The 14,494-nt window shown below is 67.3% G+C and carries 11 protein-coding genes and 1 pseudogene; 3 read left to right on the top strand and 9 right to left on the bottom strand.

The features are described 5' to 3' along the window. Positions 1–119 precede the first annotated feature (119 nt). Positions 120–1,766 carry a peptide chain release factor 3 gene (locus tag MSZK_RS12670; RefSeq protein WP_099248289.1) on the bottom strand — a complete coding sequence of 549 codons (1,647 nt, stop codon included), beginning with the start codon at positions 1,764–1,766 and terminating at the stop codon, positions 120–122. A 168-nt stretch (positions 1,767–1,934) separates the two neighbouring features. Here MSZK_RS12670 and MSZK_RS12665 point away from each other — a divergent pair, with 168 nt between their 5' ends. Then, the gene (locus MSZK_RS12665) at positions 1,935–3,515 is read left to right on the top strand and encodes a phospholipase D-like domain-containing protein (RefSeq protein ID WP_233211261.1); all 1,581 of its coding nucleotides are present in this window, start codon (positions 1,935–1,937) and stop codon (positions 3,513–3,515) included. Between the two features lie 15 nt (positions 3,516–3,530). On the opposite strand, the gene MSZK_RS12660 is transcribed toward MSZK_RS12665, so the two are convergent. The 5 genes from MSZK_RS12660 to MSZK_RS12640 all read right to left on the bottom strand — a co-directional run bounded on the left by MSZK_RS12660 (position 3,531) and on the right by MSZK_RS12640 (position 11,013). Then, on the bottom strand, positions 3,531–4,907 hold the full coding sequence (locus MSZK_RS12660) for an MFS transporter (RefSeq protein WP_099248285.1): 1,377 nt from the start codon (positions 4,905–4,907) through the stop codon (positions 3,531–3,533). 129 nt (positions 4,908–5,036) lie between these two features. Continuing rightward, the gene (locus MSZK_RS12655; protein WP_099248283.1) at positions 5,037–6,614 is read right to left on the bottom strand and encodes a threonine/serine exporter ThrE family protein; all 1,578 of its coding nucleotides are present in this window, start codon (positions 6,612–6,614) and stop codon (positions 5,037–5,039) included. A gap of 111 nt (positions 6,615–6,725) precedes the next feature. After that, entirely contained in the window at positions 6,726–7,187 is a 462-nt protein-coding gene (locus MSZK_RS12650; protein WP_099248281.1) for a hypothetical protein, read from the bottom strand. 142 nt (positions 7,188–7,329) lie between these two features. Continuing rightward, positions 7,330–10,212, bottom strand: a complete 2,883-nt coding sequence (locus MSZK_RS12645) for an RND family transporter (protein WP_233211260.1) — start codon at positions 10,210–10,212, stop codon at positions 7,330–7,332. A gap of 177 nt (positions 10,213–10,389) precedes the next feature. Continuing rightward, the gene (locus tag MSZK_RS12640) at positions 10,390–11,013 is read right to left on the bottom strand and encodes a TetR/AcrR family transcriptional regulator (protein ID WP_099248279.1); all 624 of its coding nucleotides are present in this window, start codon (positions 11,011–11,013) and stop codon (positions 10,390–10,392) included. Positions 11,014–11,132: 119 nt separating this feature from the next. On the opposite strand from MSZK_RS12640, the gene MSZK_RS12635 reads away from it, so the two are divergent. After that, complete coding sequence (locus tag MSZK_RS12635; RefSeq protein WP_099248307.1) at positions 11,133–11,798, top strand: L,D-transpeptidase; 666 nt, start codon at positions 11,133–11,135, stop codon at positions 11,796–11,798. Beyond that, positions 11,795–12,554, top strand: a pseudogene (locus tag MSZK_RS12630) (DUF1906 domain-containing protein). The gene MSZK_RS12635 and the pseudogene MSZK_RS12630 overlap by 4 nt, the downstream one beginning before the upstream one ends. Here the strand turns inward: MSZK_RS12630 and MSZK_RS12625 are convergent. The 3 genes from MSZK_RS12625 to MSZK_RS12615 form a co-directional block, all read right to left on the bottom strand. Beyond that, the gene (locus tag MSZK_RS12625; protein ID WP_099248277.1) at positions 12,555–13,208 is read right to left on the bottom strand and encodes a nitroreductase; all 654 of its coding nucleotides are present in this window, start codon (positions 13,206–13,208) and stop codon (positions 12,555–12,557) included. Positions 13,209–13,281: 73 nt separating this feature from the next. Next, on the bottom strand, positions 13,282–13,992 hold the full coding sequence (locus MSZK_RS12620) for a cutinase family protein (protein WP_099248275.1): 711 nt from the start codon (positions 13,990–13,992) through the stop codon (positions 13,282–13,284). 214 nt (positions 13,993–14,206) lie between these two features. Then, positions 14,207–14,491 (bottom strand): hypothetical protein, encoded by a 285-nt coding sequence (locus MSZK_RS12615; protein ID WP_099248273.1) that lies wholly within the window; start codon positions 14,489–14,491, stop codon positions 14,207–14,209. Between the last annotated feature and the right edge of the window lie 3 nt (positions 14,492–14,494).

Raw genomic sequence — 14,494 nt, 5'->3', positions numbered from 1 at the left:
TGAACCATGCTGGTCCCAGCCCTACTCAGGTGTCAGCGATGTCCCGAGACATACCACTGTCAGCGATGTCCCCGAACAGAACAGTTCGCTCAGCGGCGGTTTGCGCGCCGAAATCGCGCTCAATCGTCGCCGGCGGCGACCAAGGGCCGCAACCGCACGCTGGGGTTGTCCTCGCAGAAGCCCTGCAGTCGCCACTTCGTGGTGAACAGCGCCAGCATCACGCCGTCGGTTCGGGTCAGGACCTCCATCGAGACCTGCTTCTCGACGAAGGCCGCGTCCTCGGGGTCGACCGCACGGGCCACGGTGTAGGGCAGGGGTTCCAGTGCGATCGGCGCGTTGAACTCGGTGGCCATCCGGTGGCTGGTCACCTCGAACTGGAGCGGCCCGACGGCGGCCAGCACCGGCGCCTGTTCGCCGCGCCGGTCCGAGCGCAGAACCTGCACCACACCTTCCTGTTCGAGCTGCTCGATACCCTTGCGGAACTGCTTGTGCTTGCTCGGATCGGTGCCGCGGGCGACCGAGAAATGCTCGGGGGAGAAGCTCGGGATCGGCGGGAACTGCACGGGTAGGTCGCGGTAGAGGGTGTCGCCGGGGCGCAGCGCCGCCGCGTTGGCCAGCCCGATCACGTCACCGGGCCAGGCGTTGTCCAGGGTGGAACGCTGTTGGCCGAACACCGATTGGGCGTATTTGGTCACGAATGGTTTGCCGGTGGCGGCGTGGGTGAGCACGTCGCCACGCTCGAACGTGCCCGAGCACACCCGGGCATAGGCGATGCGGTCCCGGTGGGCGGAGTCCATGCCGGCCTGCACCTTGAACACGAACGCGCTGAACGGCGCATCGACCGGCCGGACCTTGCCGTCGACGTCGGCTTGTCCGCCGGGGGCCGGGGCCAGCCGCACCAGCGTGTCCAGCAGCTGGTTCACCCCGAAATTCAGCGCGGCCGAGGTGAACAGCACCGGGGTCGTCACACCGTGCAGGAAGGCGTCCTCGTCGTGGTCGCCGCCGTCGGCGGAGAGCAGTTCGCATTCTTCGACGGCGTTGTCCCAGTCGACACCGGCCGCGTCATGCGCGCGCTCGGGGGCGATGTGCTCTTCGGGCGCCGCGGTGGCGCCGCCCGCGGTGCGGGTGAACCGGATGAAATTGCCGGTGCGGCGGTCCAGGACGCCCTTGAAGTCGCCGGCGATGCCGACCGGCCAGGTCAGCGGAGTGGGTTTGAGCCCGATGCGTTCGGAGATCTCGTCGAGCAGTTCGAGCGCGTGGCGGCCGGGGCGGTCCCATTTGTTGATCACGGTGATGATCGGGAGGCCGCGGTGTTTGCACACCTGAAACAGCTTGAGGGTCTGAGGTTCCAGACCTTTGGCGGCGTCGATCAGCATGACCGCGCAGTCGACGGCGGACAACACCCGGTAGGTGTCCTCGGAGAAGTCGGCGTGCCCGGGGGTGTCGAGCAGGTTGATCACGCACTCTTGCCCGTCCGGCGAGCGGTAGGGGAACTGCAACGCCGTCGAGGTGATGGAGATGCCCCTGGCCTGCTCCATCTCCATCCAGTCCGACACCGTGGCCCGCCGTCCGGCCTTGCCATGGATCGCGCCGGCCTGGGTGATCACCCGGGCGTGGAGGACCAGCGCCTCGGTCAGCGTCGACTTACCGGCGTCGGGGTGGCTGATCACGGCGAAGGTCCGCCGACGGCCGGCCTCACCGGCCAGTCGGGCCGCCGCGGCCGTTCCGGCGGGGGCGGTCCGGATCTCCAGGTCTTGATCGCTCATTGCGACCTCGATGGTATTTGCCGACGAGGGAAAACCTCTAATCGCGCGGGCGCGGTCGCCCGGGCCGCCTGGACACGTGGTGATCAGTATGTGACGAGTCGCACCGTGGCTCGACAGTGAGGACCTTCCCGCCGTCCAATGGAAGCCAACAGTGGGAAGGCCAGAACAGTGACGGATGGGCAGGACGCCGCGGGTGACGCGGTAGCTCCTGGCCAGGACCGGCTGCTGGTGGCGGGCCAGACATGTTGGCGAACCGCGGTCGCGGACAGGTTCGCGCCGATCGTGGACGGCGCCGACTATCTCGCGCAGGTGAAAGCCGCGATGCTGGGTGCGCGGCGGCGGGTGATGATCATCGGGTGGGATCTCGATTCCCGGATGACGTTCGAAGCCGGCGAGCCGACGTTGGCCGGTCCCAACCACCTGGGACTGTTCCTGCACTGGCTGCTGTGGCGCCGCCCCGAGTTGTCGGTGTACCTGCTCAAGTCCAACCTGCGACTGCTCCCGGCGTTCGACGGCTTCTGGTTCGGCGTCACGCCCGTCGGGCTGATCAACCAGATCACCTCGCGCCGACTGCATCTGGCCGTCGACGGGGCACATCCGACCGGGGCGGTGCATCACCAGAAGATCGTGGTGGTCGACGATTCGGTCGCCTTCTGCGGCGGTATCGACCTGACTCTCGCGCGTTGGGACACCCGGGCGCACCTGCCCGACAATCCGGGCCGGCGGGCCGCCGGAGAGCCGTACGGTCCGCGTCACGAAGTGGCGGCGGCAGTCGACGGCGCCGCCGCCGCTGCGCTCGGCGAGCAGGCGCGCGACCGGTGGCAGGCCGCTACCGGTGAGGCGTTGGCGGCAGTCACCGACGGGCAGGACACTTGGCCTGCGGCGCTGCGGCCTGCACTTCGGGATGTCGAGGTGGGGATCGCACGCACGCTGCCGGCGCTGTCGGACCGTCCCGAGGTCCGTGAGGTGGAGGCGCTGAACCTGGCCGCGATCGCCGCCGCCCGCGACGTCATCTACCTGGAGAACCAGTACCTCGCTGCCCGCAGCCTGGCCGAGGCGCTCGCGGAGCGGCTGCGGGAGCCGGACGGACCCGAGGTGGTGATCGTGCTGCCGCGCAGTTCGGAGAGCCGGCTCGAACAGCAATCGATGGACAGCGCGCGGGAACGCCTGATCCGCCTGTTGTGGGAGGCCGACGAGCACGGCAGGCTCGGCGTGTACTGGCCCGCGGTCAAGGGCGGGGCATCGGTATATGTGCACGCCAAGGTTCTGGTCGTCGACGACAGGCTGCTGCGGATCGGGTCGTCGAACCTCAACAACCGGTCCCTGGGCTTCGACAGCGAATGCGATCTCGCCCTCGAGGCGTTCGCCTCGCAGCGAGACGACGTGCACCGGCTCATCCTGCACACCCGAGACAGCCTGGTGGCCGAGCACTTGGGCGTGCCGGTCGACACCTTTGCGCGAGAGGTGGTGCAGCACAAGTCATTCGTGCACGCGATCAACGCGCTGCGGGGAACCGGCCGTTCGCTGCGCAAGTTCACCGAGTTCATGGTGTCGGCCGATGCCAGCCCCTTGGCGGAGAACGATCTGATGGACCCCGACCAGGTGCCGCAGTCGGTGGGCCAGAGCGTATGGAGCCTGGTCAGCGGGGTGGTCACCTGGCCGCTGACCCGGGCATCGCCGCTGTGGGGATTCCTGCGGCCGGGCCAGCCGCCACCGGTGGCCGACGAGGCACCCCCGAGCACCGAGTAGCTGTCTGGAGCCGGGTCAGGCGAGGACCTTGTCGTAGGCGACCGGCGGCGGTGCGTCCTCGGTTCCTGGCGTGGCGGTGCCGTTGAGGGGGCAGCGAGTTGTCTCGGGCACCTTGAGTAGCGCCAGTGCCCCGATGAGGCAGGCTCCCATCATGTAGTACGCCGGAACCAGGGCGTCGCCGGTGCTGCCGATCAGCCAGTCGTTGATCGCCGGTGCGGTGCCACCGAAGATCGAGGTCGACACGTTGTAGGCGATCGCGAAGCCGGCATAGCGAACCTGCGTGGGGAACATCGCCGGGAAGGTTGCCGAGATGGTGGCCAACTGGGGTACATAGAGCAGTCCCAGCACCGCGAATCCGATTGCGGCGCCGAACAAGCCGGTGCCCATCAGCAAGAACATCGGCACGCCCGCGAGGAACAATCCGATCAGGGAGAACCACCACAGCGGTTTGCGGCCCACCCGGTCGGACAGCAGGCCGGCGAAGGGAATGAAGACCATCATCGACAGCATCCCGATGATGGGTACCACCAGCGACTGGTCGGCGGACAGACCGATCTCGCTTTCCAAGTAGGTCGGCATGTAGCTCAAGAGCGTGTAGTTGACCACGTTCAGGGCAACGACCATGCCACCGAGCTGCAGGACCGGACGCCAATACCCGGCAAGCAGGTCGCGGAATTGGGTGGTGGTGCTGGCTTCGGTTCCGCCTTTGGCTTCCAATTCGCGAAACACGGGGGTGTCCTGCAGTCGCGACCGCAGGTACACCCCGATCAAGCCGAGCGGCGCGGCCACCAGGAACGGAAGTCGCCATCCATACGACTGCATCTGGTCGTCGCCGAGCACCAGAGAACATCCGAGCATCAGCAGCGCACCCGAGGAGAACCCGGCCAGGGTGCCGAACTCGAGGAAGCTCCCCAGCACGCCGCGACGGCGGCTGGGGGCGTACTCGGCCATGAACGTGGCCGCCCCCCCGTACTCGCCGCCCGTGGAGAAACCCTGGACCATCCGCAGCAACACCAGCAGGATCGGCGCCCACACACCGATGGTGGCGTAGGTCGGGACCAGGCCGACCAAGAATGTCGCGCCGGCCATCAGCACGATGGTGATCGCCAGGACGCTCTTTCGTCCGAGGCGATCGCCGAGCGGTCCCCACACGAACCCGCCGAGGGGTCTGACCAGGAAGGAGACCGCGAACGTCATCAGTGCCAGCAGGGTCGCCTGCTGTGCGTCTCCGGGGAAGATCGCCGCGGAGATGTAGGTGACGCCGTAGGCGTAGACGCCGTAGTCGAACCATTCGGTTGCGTTGCCGATGGCAGACGCGGCGATTGCCCTCTTCAGCACCGCCGGAGACGGTGCAGTGTCGACGATTGACGACCGACTATCCCCGGCGTCCACCGGAACCTCCTCAGGTAGGCGATGTGCGGCCCGCACACCCCACAGCACGTTCCCAGTCTCGCCGTGATGAAACCCTCGGGGGACATTCGAATCGATGCTGCGGGTGCCGCCGTCGCGAACCGGGGGGCGTTACTGCTCGTCTGATCCGTCCGCATGAAGCCTGGGCAACGCTGGGGCCGCCTCGGTCGCCGGGGTGGGTTCCAGCGCGACACTCCAGGAACGTTGATGGGGTCCTCGGTTGACGACCCGTCCAGTGGCAGGCCGCAGGCGGACCACTCGTCCGACGGCCCGGCGAAGGCCGGGCGGCTCTTCGACGCGGATGAATTCACCCACCCGGCCGGCGCCATAGCGCAGCGGGGAGGCCAGCAATTCACCCATGACCGCCCCCGCTGCGATGGCCAGTGCGGTGGCGGCCGCAGCCAGCGCCTGGGCTGTCCCGCCGACGTAGTTGTTGTCGACGGCCAGAAAGAACACCGACCGAAACACCGCCATGCCTGGCAACATCGGGGTGATGCCCGCAGTCGCGGTGACCAGGGCGGGTGCTTGCTGACGGATCGAGAGAAACGTCGCCAAGAGGCCGACGCCTACTGCCGCGGTGCCGGTTGCCACCACCTGGCCGAGATCGGCGTTCGCCAGACTGATCAGAAGGAGTTCGGCGAGGCCCGCCACCGCCCCCGCGGTGACGACCGCCCGTGGGCGGGCATAGCTGGCGATGGTCAGGCAGGCGCCCGCCAGCGCGGCACCCGATATCGCCAGCAGGATCGGCAGCGGCCGGTTCGGCGTGACAAACGATTCGGTGGCATCGACGTGGAGCTCGATCTGGATACCGGCCAAGGCGGCGACCTTCAGGCCGCCGAGTATGCCGACCACGATCCCGGCGGTCAGGAACACCACATCGCCGAGGCGCGCCACCGCGGTCAGCATGTAGCCGGTCAACGCGTCCTGTACCGATCCCACCAGCGTCATCCCGGACAGCAGCATGACGATTCCGGTGGCCACGAGGGCAGTGGGTCCCTGCCCCGCCAGCACAAAAGCCGCGGCCGCAACCAGGGTGGCGATCAAGGCGCCGACGGCCTGCTGGAAGAAGAACGGCACGCCCACGCGGTTGAGCAGCCGGCCGACACGGTCGATCAACACCGACGACACGGCTGCCAACAGACACGTCAGCCAGGTGCCACCCAACAGCATCGCAATACCGACCGCGAATCCGGCCCATCCCGCCGTCGCGACCCACCGGGGATAGGGATGGGGTCGCGCCGCCAGTTCGTCCATGGCTTCGTGGGCCTCGTCGACGGAGACACCTCCCCCGGTGATGCGCCGCACCAACTCGTCGAGTTCGGCCAGCCGGGTGTAATCGGTGGATCGTGCCTGTACCGACCGCACGATGGTGACGGGTGGACTGTCCACAGTGGGCAGCGCAGAGACGAAAATGGTGGTGACGAAGACGTCGACCACACAATCGGTGAGTTGGTAGGCCTGGGCAACGTCTTGGGCGGTGGCCACGACGTCGGCGGTGCCCGACCCGGAGGACAACATCACCTCAGCAAGCCGGATGGTCAGGTCAAGCACCCTGCGGGTGTGCCGGTCACCCAAGCTGGACGAAACACGCGTGCGTTGACCTGCACCGGACGCGGGGTCTCGCCGGCCCCGCAGGCTGATGTTCAGCCCGCGGCGTCGCGCCGCCCAACCGGGTCGATCGGATGCCATTTACCCGACCATACCGAGATTCGGTGCGCCGATGTCAGCCCCGTTCGAGGTTACTCGGAATGTCCACTCCGCCAGCCGATTTGGATCAGGCTGAAGAGGTCTGGGACGTGATCAGTGCGCTGCTGGAATGCGCGGCCGCGCGCTGTGCCCGGTTGCCGCCGGAGCCGCCGGACGCGGCTGACGGCGGTCATGACGGGCGATCCTGCGCTCGAGGATGCGCAGGTCGCGGTCGGTCAGCGAGCGGTTGCGCCGCACCAGGAGATCGAGTTGCTGCCAGCTGAGCCCGTCGAGGTCGCCGTCGGCGTCGTGAGTGGCGACCACGATGCACCCGGGCAGCAGGGGCACTGACTTGGCCGTGAAATTCGTTGTGGCCAGGAACAATTCAGTGGCGCGCTGATTGATGCGGCTCTGGCATCCCGGCCGGGACGGGCTGAACCAGAAGTCGAAACGGCGGTCGGTGCTGGTCAGGCAGTGCAGTTGTCGGTCTTGGACGAGTCGATCGATATCGGCCTTGGTGTAGGCACGGGTCTCATACACGGCGCCGCGGGTGCTGAAGTAGAGGACTGTATTCATAGCGGTAATCCATTCGGCTCTTTCTTCGCTGGTGAGGGCGGCGCCGCCGTGCGGCACCTGTTACCAAAGTTACCCGTGTTGCAAATGGGGCAAACCTGGATTTCGATAGGGAAACGATGTGTCTTCGCTGACAACCGGGCCGTCAGTCGTCTTCCCACAGCAGTAGTTGACGCACCGCGGGCCGGGGGCCATACGGACGCAGCATCGAGCTGGCCGGGCGTGGCCGTACGCGCAGCGGCCACCAGAACCACCGGCCGAGCAGTGCGGCGATCGACGGCGTCATGAACGACCGCACGATCAGGGTGTCGAACAGCAGGCCCAGCCCGATGGTGGTGCCGATCTGACCGAGCACCAGCAGGTCACTGAAGATGAATGAGCCCATGGTGAAGGCGAATACGAGGCCGGCGGCGGTGACCACTCCGCCGGTGCTGGCCATCGCGCGGATGATGCCGGTGTTCAACCCGGCGCCGATCTCCTCTTTGAACCGCGAGATCAGCAACAGGTTGTAGTCCGAGCCGACCGCCAGCAGCAGGATCACGGCCAGTGCCAACACCACCCAGTACAGCGGCATGCCGAACAGGTACTGCCACACCAGAACCGACAGCCCGAACGATGCGCCCAGGGACAGTGCCACGGTCCCGACGATCACCAGCGCCGCCACCAGGCTTCTGGTGATGAACATCATGATGAGCAGGATCAGCGACAGCGCGGCGATCCCGGCGATCATCAGGTCGTAGCGAGCCATCTCGGCGATGTCCTTGTAGGTCGCCGCCGTGCCGCCGATGTAGATGCTCGACCCGGCCAGCGGCGTTCCCTTGATCGCCTCCTGTGCCGAATGCCGGATCGCGTCGATGTGCGTCAGACCTTCCGGCGTCGCGGGATCCACGTCATGGGTGATGATCAACCGGGCGGCTTTGCCGTCGGGGGACAGGAACAGCTTGAGCCCGCGCTGAAACTCGGAATTACCGAACGCTTCTGGCGGAAGATAGAACGAGTCGTCGGTCTTGGCTGCGTCGAACGCCGCGCCGAGAGCTGTCGAGTTCTCCAGCGCCGCCGCGGCCTGGTCGTAGAGGCCCGACTGGGTGGCGTAGTTGGTCATGGTCAGGTCGCGGTTGGCCTGCTGGCTGTCGATGTTCTGCGGGATCAGGGCCAGCAGCTTGGGCTGCAGTGCATCCAGCTTGTCCAAACTCGCTGTCACATTGGCCAATTGATCAGTCAGTGCGTCGATGCCGTCCAGGGCGTCGAAGACCGACCGAAACGCGGCGCAGATCGGGATGTCGAAACAGTGCGGTTCCCAGTAGAAGTAGTTCCGCAACGGCCGGAAGAAGTCGTCGAAGTTGGCGATCTTGTTGCGCAGATCCTGGGCGACTTCCACGGTCTTGTGGAACGCCTCGACCTGCTCGTGGGTGGCTGCCGAACTCTGCTGCTGCAGCGTGTACTGCTGGCGCAGGATGTTGATCGACTTGTCGATCTCGCCCACCTGTTTGATCAGGTCGGCGGCGCGGGCCTGCTGGAACGGCAGGTTGTTGATCTGGGCGAGGCTGCCGGCGCTGATCTGGAAGGGGATCGAGCTGTGGTCCAGCGGGGTGCCCAACGGCCGGGTGATCGATTGAACCATCGCGATACCGGGCGTGTGGAACACGGCCTTGGCGACCCGCTCCAGCAGGATCATGTCGGTCGGGTTCCGCAGATCGTGATCGGCCTCGATCATCATCAGTTCGGGGTTGAGCCGGGCCTTCGAGAAATGTCGCTCGGCGGCGGTGTAGCCGACGTTGGACGGGGCGTCGGCGGGCATGTAGGCGCCGACGTCATAGCTGGTCTTGTAACCGGGCAGCGCGAGCAGACCGATCAGGGCGATGGCGAGGGAGACCACCAGGATCGGCCCGGGCCAGCGCACGATGGCCGTGCCGACGCGCCGCCAGCCCCGGGTCTTGGTCCGCCGCTTGGGATCCATCAGCCCGAACCGGCTGGCGATGGTCAGTACGGCGGGAGCCAGGGTGACCGCGGCGATCAGCGCGATGAACACACCGATGGCGGCCGGGATGCCCAGGCTCTGGAAGTAGGGGTTGCGGGTAAAGGTCAAGCAGTAGACCGCGCCGACGATCGTCAGGCCGGAACCCAAAATCACGTGTGAGGTGCCGCGGTAGGTGTCGTAGTACGCGGTCTCCCGGTCGACACCGGCCGACCGCTCTTCGTGGTAGCGGCCGACGAGGAAGATCGCATAGTCCGTGCCGGCCGCGATGACCAGGAGCGTGAGGATGTTGGTCGAATACGTCGAGAGCCCGATGAAACCCGAGTCGGCCAGCCACGCGACGATGCCTCGAGCGGCGGACATTTCGATCAGCACGGTGATCAGCATCAGGATCATGGTCACCGGTGAGCGGTAGACGATCAGCAACATGATCGCGATCACCGCGATGGTCAGCAGAGTGACCTTCGTGGTGCCCTTGTCGCCCGTCTCGAACTGATCGGCCACCTGTGCCGCGGCACCGGTCACATACGCCTTCACGCCCGGTGGCGCGGGGGTGTGGTCGACGATGTCGCGCACGGCGTCGACGGAGGCCAGTGACAGCGCCTCGCCTTGGTTGCCGGACAGGAACACCTGGACGTAGGCGGCCTTGCCGTCGGGGCTCTGGGCTCCCGCGGCGGTCAGCGGATCACCCCAGAAGTCCTGCACGTGCTGCACGTGGGTGCGGTCGGCCTCGATACGTTTGATCAGGGTGTCGTAGTACTGGTGCGCCTCGGCGCCGAGCGGCTGATCGCCTTCGAGCACGATCATCGCCGCACTGTCGGAATCGAACTCGCCGAACACCTTGCCGATGCGCTGGAACGCCTGCAACGACGGGGCGCTGGGCGAGCTCAGGGCGACGTTGTGGGCTTCACCGACGACTTCGAGCTGGGGCACCACTGCGTTGGTGACGGCGGCGACGGCCAACCAGAACAGCAAGATCGGAATGCACAGCACCCGGCACGCCCGCGCGGCCCGGTGCGTCCAGGTCTGCCCGGATTCCTGGTGGTCGCTCATCGCGGCGGGGTCCCACCCCGGCGGGCCAGCGCTCCGAACGCAAACCTATGCACCCGTTAGCCTTTCGACGACCGGCGATGAGAACACTGGGCGGGGAGCGACCGATTCACGGCTGGGCGGACCCGATCGTTCTAGGCGGTACGGTACGGTACTGGACCTGACCGGGCAAGACTTGTCTCAGTGCAGGGTTCTGGTCAGGCTCGGGACGATGACGTTGTCGACGAGCGCCTGCACCGTCTTCTTCGTCGGCGGACGGTTGGGGACGATCGAGCGGAAGATCAGGTAGCCAGGCAGCAGATCCCAGAGTTCCTCGCTGATCGCGGCCGCCTCGATCTCCCCGCGGTCGACCGCGTGTTGTAGGACCAGCTCGATCAACGCCTTGCGCTGGTCGAGGAATTGATGCTGCATCGCCTCGCGCAGCGCCGGGTCGCGGGACACCTCGACCATCACCGCGCGAATGGTGGCCGAATGCCGGGTGGCGTGATCGGTGATCGCCTCGCCCAGCCGCAGCAGGTCACCCCGCAAGGTGCCGGTGTCGGGCAGGACGGTGACCTGACGGCAGCCCTCGATGAACGCGGCCAGCACCAGTTCGCCCTTCGACGGCCAGCGCCGGTACACGGTGGCCTTGCTGGCCTTGGCGGCCGCCGCGACAGCGTCCACGGTCAGGCGCTCGTACCCGTGCTGCTGCAGCAGCACGAGCGTGGCCGCCAGTAACTCGGCCTCACGCGGCGACCAGGGCGAGGTGTCCGCGGCGTGGTCGGCAATCTGGGTCACAGCGCCACCATAGAGCCGAGACGGCAGTACGGTCCAGGACAGTACTGGGCAGGGCTGCTGGAAAAGGCCATTTCGCTGCGCCGATCTGCCCGTGGCGTGCGGCTACCATGAACCTGCTTGTCGCTGATCCGACCCCCGGGGTGCCCGTGAAATCGTTGAAAAATCTGGTGGCCGGGATCGGTGCGGTGCTGGTCAGCCTGGCGGTCGCCGCACCGGCCGGGGCGGAGCCCGCCGTGGCGACCTCGCAGTGGATCGTCGTCGGAGTCCCCGCCGCGAACGCCACCACCGGCACCCTGACGGCCTACCAGCGGGTGGGGCAGGACTGGAAAGCGGTGCTGGGTCCGACGCCGGCCAAGGTGGGCGAACTGGGCGTCGGCGCGCCGGCCGACGGCGTCTATCGCACCCCGGCCGGGACATTCGGTTTCGATCAGGCCTTCGGCCGCCAACCCGATCCGGGCACCAAGATGCCGTACTTCCAGGCCACCAACCAGGACTGGTGGGACGAAGACGCGAAATCGCCCACCTACAACACCCATGTGCGCAGCCCCGGCAAGCCGTCCGGTATCGCCGAAAACCTCTATGACTCCGGGCCGGTCTACGACTACGCGGTCAACATCACCTCGAATCCGCAACGCATCCCGGGCAAGGTGGCCGGGATTTTCCTGCACGTCACCGACGGCAACCCGACCTGGGGATGCGTCGCGATCGGCCGTGAGGAGATGAAGTCGATCCTGACCTGGCTCGACCCGGCGGCGAACCCCCAGATCACCATCGGCGTCGGCGACCCCTCGCTGATCCCGACCCGGTCGTGACGCCGGTCGCCTCGCGCCGCGACGTCGTCAAGTATGCCCTCACGGCGTTCGCGGGCGCCGCGGTCCTCGGCGCGCCGAGGGCGAGCGCCGATGGTCTGCGGCTCGTCGACTTCGCCGTGCGGCAGGTCGCGCCGGAACAGATCAAGGCGGCGGGGTACGGCGGGGCGCTGGTCTACGTGTCCGAACTGCGCCCGGGCGCCACGTTCGATTTCAAGCCGGTCACCCGGTCCTACACCGACGGCTTGATCGCGGCGGGTCTGCATGTGGTCAGCTGCTACCAGTTCGGCAAACCGGGCTGGCCCACCCCGTCGGACTTCACTCGTGGCTACAACGGGGGTGTGGCCGACGCCCAGACGGCGCCTGCGGCTGCACGCCGCCGCGGGTGGTCCGGATTCCGCGCCGATCTTCTTCAGCGTCGACGAGGACATCTCCGCGGACACGTGGAAATCGGCTGCGCTGCCGTGGTTTCGCGGCATCAATTCGGTCCTCGGTGTCGAGCGCACCGGTATCTACGGCGGAGTCCGCCAATGCGGATGGGCGATCGGTGACGGGGTGATCGGGCATTCCAGTGCGCCGGGGTACCGCTGGGCGTGGCAGACGAAGGCCTGGTCCGGCGGCGCGCGCGAACCCGCCGCCGTGCTCTTTCAGACCGAGGTGGTCACCGCGTCCGACCCGGGGGCCCTCATCGACGGTGTCAATGTCGACGTCGACGACGTCCTGGCGCCCGACTTCGGCCAATGGGACCTGTCCCGCTGATCAGCTGTCCAGGAAGACGACGTTGGCATCGAGTGGATTACGAGGCACCGCAAGCTGATTGGCGGCGAACTCCGGATCGGGGTAGCCGATCGACACGCCGCACAGGATGCGCATGTCGTCCCCGATGCCCAGGTGCTCGCGCAGCACATCGGGATACCCGGCCACCGACACCTGCACGCAGCTGCCGAGTCCGCGCGCGGTGAGCCCGAGCAGGAAGGTCTGCAGGAACATACCCACCCCGACCGCGTCGACGTAACCGAGGTCGCGGTGCATACAGACGATGCCGGCCAGCGGGGCGCGGAAGAACTCCCAGTTGCGTAGCACCGCAAGACGTCTGGCCTCGGCGTCGTGGCGGGAGATCCCCATCGAGCCGTAGACCAGCGCACCGAGCTCGCGGCGTAGATGGGCGAACGCCGCGGGCAACTCCGGAACGTTCGGCGCCGCGATGTCGGCCTGTTCGAGCAGTGCCTCGGCCAACCGGTCGCGGGCCGGACCGGAGGCGAACACCACGTGCCACGGCTGCACGTTGGAGTTGGACGGCGCGCGGATCGCCAGTTCCAGCGACTCCATGACCAGCTCCTGGGGCACGGGCCTGTCCCGCAGGAACAACCGGATGGACCGGCGGTCGGTGATCGTCTTCTCGAGGTCGTACATCGCTGCCCTGCCTTCGTCGGCGTCCCTCAGGGAAAAGCGTCCGCGCCCCCGAATTGCATCCCGACTGCCGCGATCAGACCGTCTGCTGCCGTGGTCCCGGCGCGTTGGCCAGGGCATTGACCACGAACTCGGCCGCCTGATCGGTCATCCCGTTGCTCTTGTAGGCACTGTGGGCAGAGCGGTCCAAACCGCCGGGGGCGCACACCGGGTCACCCGGCGCGCACAGCTCGAGGGTCTTGGGCTCGTACAGCTGACCGATGGTGATCGGCGGGGCGGCATGATCGGCCAGGCCGACGACCCAGTCTGCCGGCGTCCCGAACAACACGACCGCCGCGACATGGGTGGCGACGGCAGGCGGCATCGGCCCGCTGACACCGGTGGGCAGCACGAAGCCCGCCGGGACGGTCTCGGTGGTGGTGTAGCCGGCCACCGCGGCGCCCTGCGAATAGCCGCCCAGCACGATGCTGGTGTTCGGGCAACTCGCCGAAAGGGATTCGATCTCGTTGCTGGCGTCGGCGACCCCCTGAGCCGCCTGCTGGAAGTCCAGTGACGCCGGGTAGTTGACCGGGTAGACACCGACGGTCTCCTTGCCGTTCAACCGGGTGGTCAAGGCGTCGACAAAGGCCTGCCCGGTGGCGCCGACCCCGGGCGCCTCGAAGGTTCCCCTGGCGAACACGACCTCCACGTCCGGGCACGAATTATCCGCGGCGGCAATCGGAGTCGCCTGCGGGCCCAGCAACCCGGCGACGGATATCCCTGCGGCGGCCAACATGCTGAGCTTCATGATCGTTCCTCCCGATGAGTCGCTGTCGGGAACAAGAGTCCCGCGACCGGGGCGGTCGGCACATCGACGCTGGCACCCAGGATGGGCGACCGCTGTCCGCCAACCGGCCTACCGGCTAGCAGGTATCGCCGAGCTCAGGGTCCGCCGACTGTGGGCCCTGTGCACGGATTATCTCCGAAATTCGTGCACAACCCCCACACTGGAGGCCCAGGACTCAGGTCAGCCAGCGGTCCACCAGCTGCGCCCACCGCCGCGAGATGGTCTTGTCCATCTCGTCGCGCCGGCGCCGGGTGTTCACATCCTCAGGCACGATCGCCCCGACGGTCATGCGGGCCACCTCGTCCACCTGCTCGCGGTCCAGCCCGAACGTCAGCAGCACGTCGAGATCGGTGTCGGTGTCCAGTTCGTCCGGCAGCGTCGAGCGGGCGAGTAGCACGGCGGCGTTCTCCTCACCGGCCTCGAGCAGCATGGCGACCAGACCGGCCTTGGCGACCTTCACGAA

The organism is Mycobacterium sp. shizuoka-1 (assembly GCF_002723835.1).
GTDB lineage: Bacteria > Actinomycetota > Actinomycetes > Mycobacteriales > Mycobacteriaceae > Mycobacterium.
Note: the sequence above shows the minus strand (reverse complement) of the source record. Positions and strands in the feature narration are given on the sequence as shown.

Excerpts from the sequence above, each read along its gene's own strand:
- MSZK_RS12670 (WP_099248289.1), bottom strand. The coding sequence starts at position 1,766 with ATGAGCGATCAAGACCTGGAGATCCGGACCGCCCCCGCCGGAACGGCC.
- MSZK_RS12655 (WP_099248283.1), bottom strand. The coding sequence starts at position 6,614 with ATGGCATCCGATCGACCCGGTTGGGCGGCGCGACGCCGCGGGCTGAAC.
- MSZK_RS12650 (WP_099248281.1), bottom strand. The coding sequence starts at position 7,187 with ATGAATACAGTCCTCTACTTCAGCACCCGCGGCGCCGTGTATGAGACC.
- MSZK_RS12645 (WP_233211260.1), bottom strand. The coding sequence starts at position 10,212 with ATGAGCGACCACCAGGAATCCGGGCAGACCTGGACGCACCGGGCCGCG.
- MSZK_RS12625 (WP_099248277.1), bottom strand. The coding sequence starts at position 13,208 with ATGTACGACCTCGAGAAGACGATCACCGACCGCCGGTCCATCCGGTTG.
- MSZK_RS12620 (WP_099248275.1), bottom strand. The coding sequence starts at position 13,992 with ATGAAGCTCAGCATGTTGGCCGCCGCAGGGATATCCGTCGCCGGGTTG.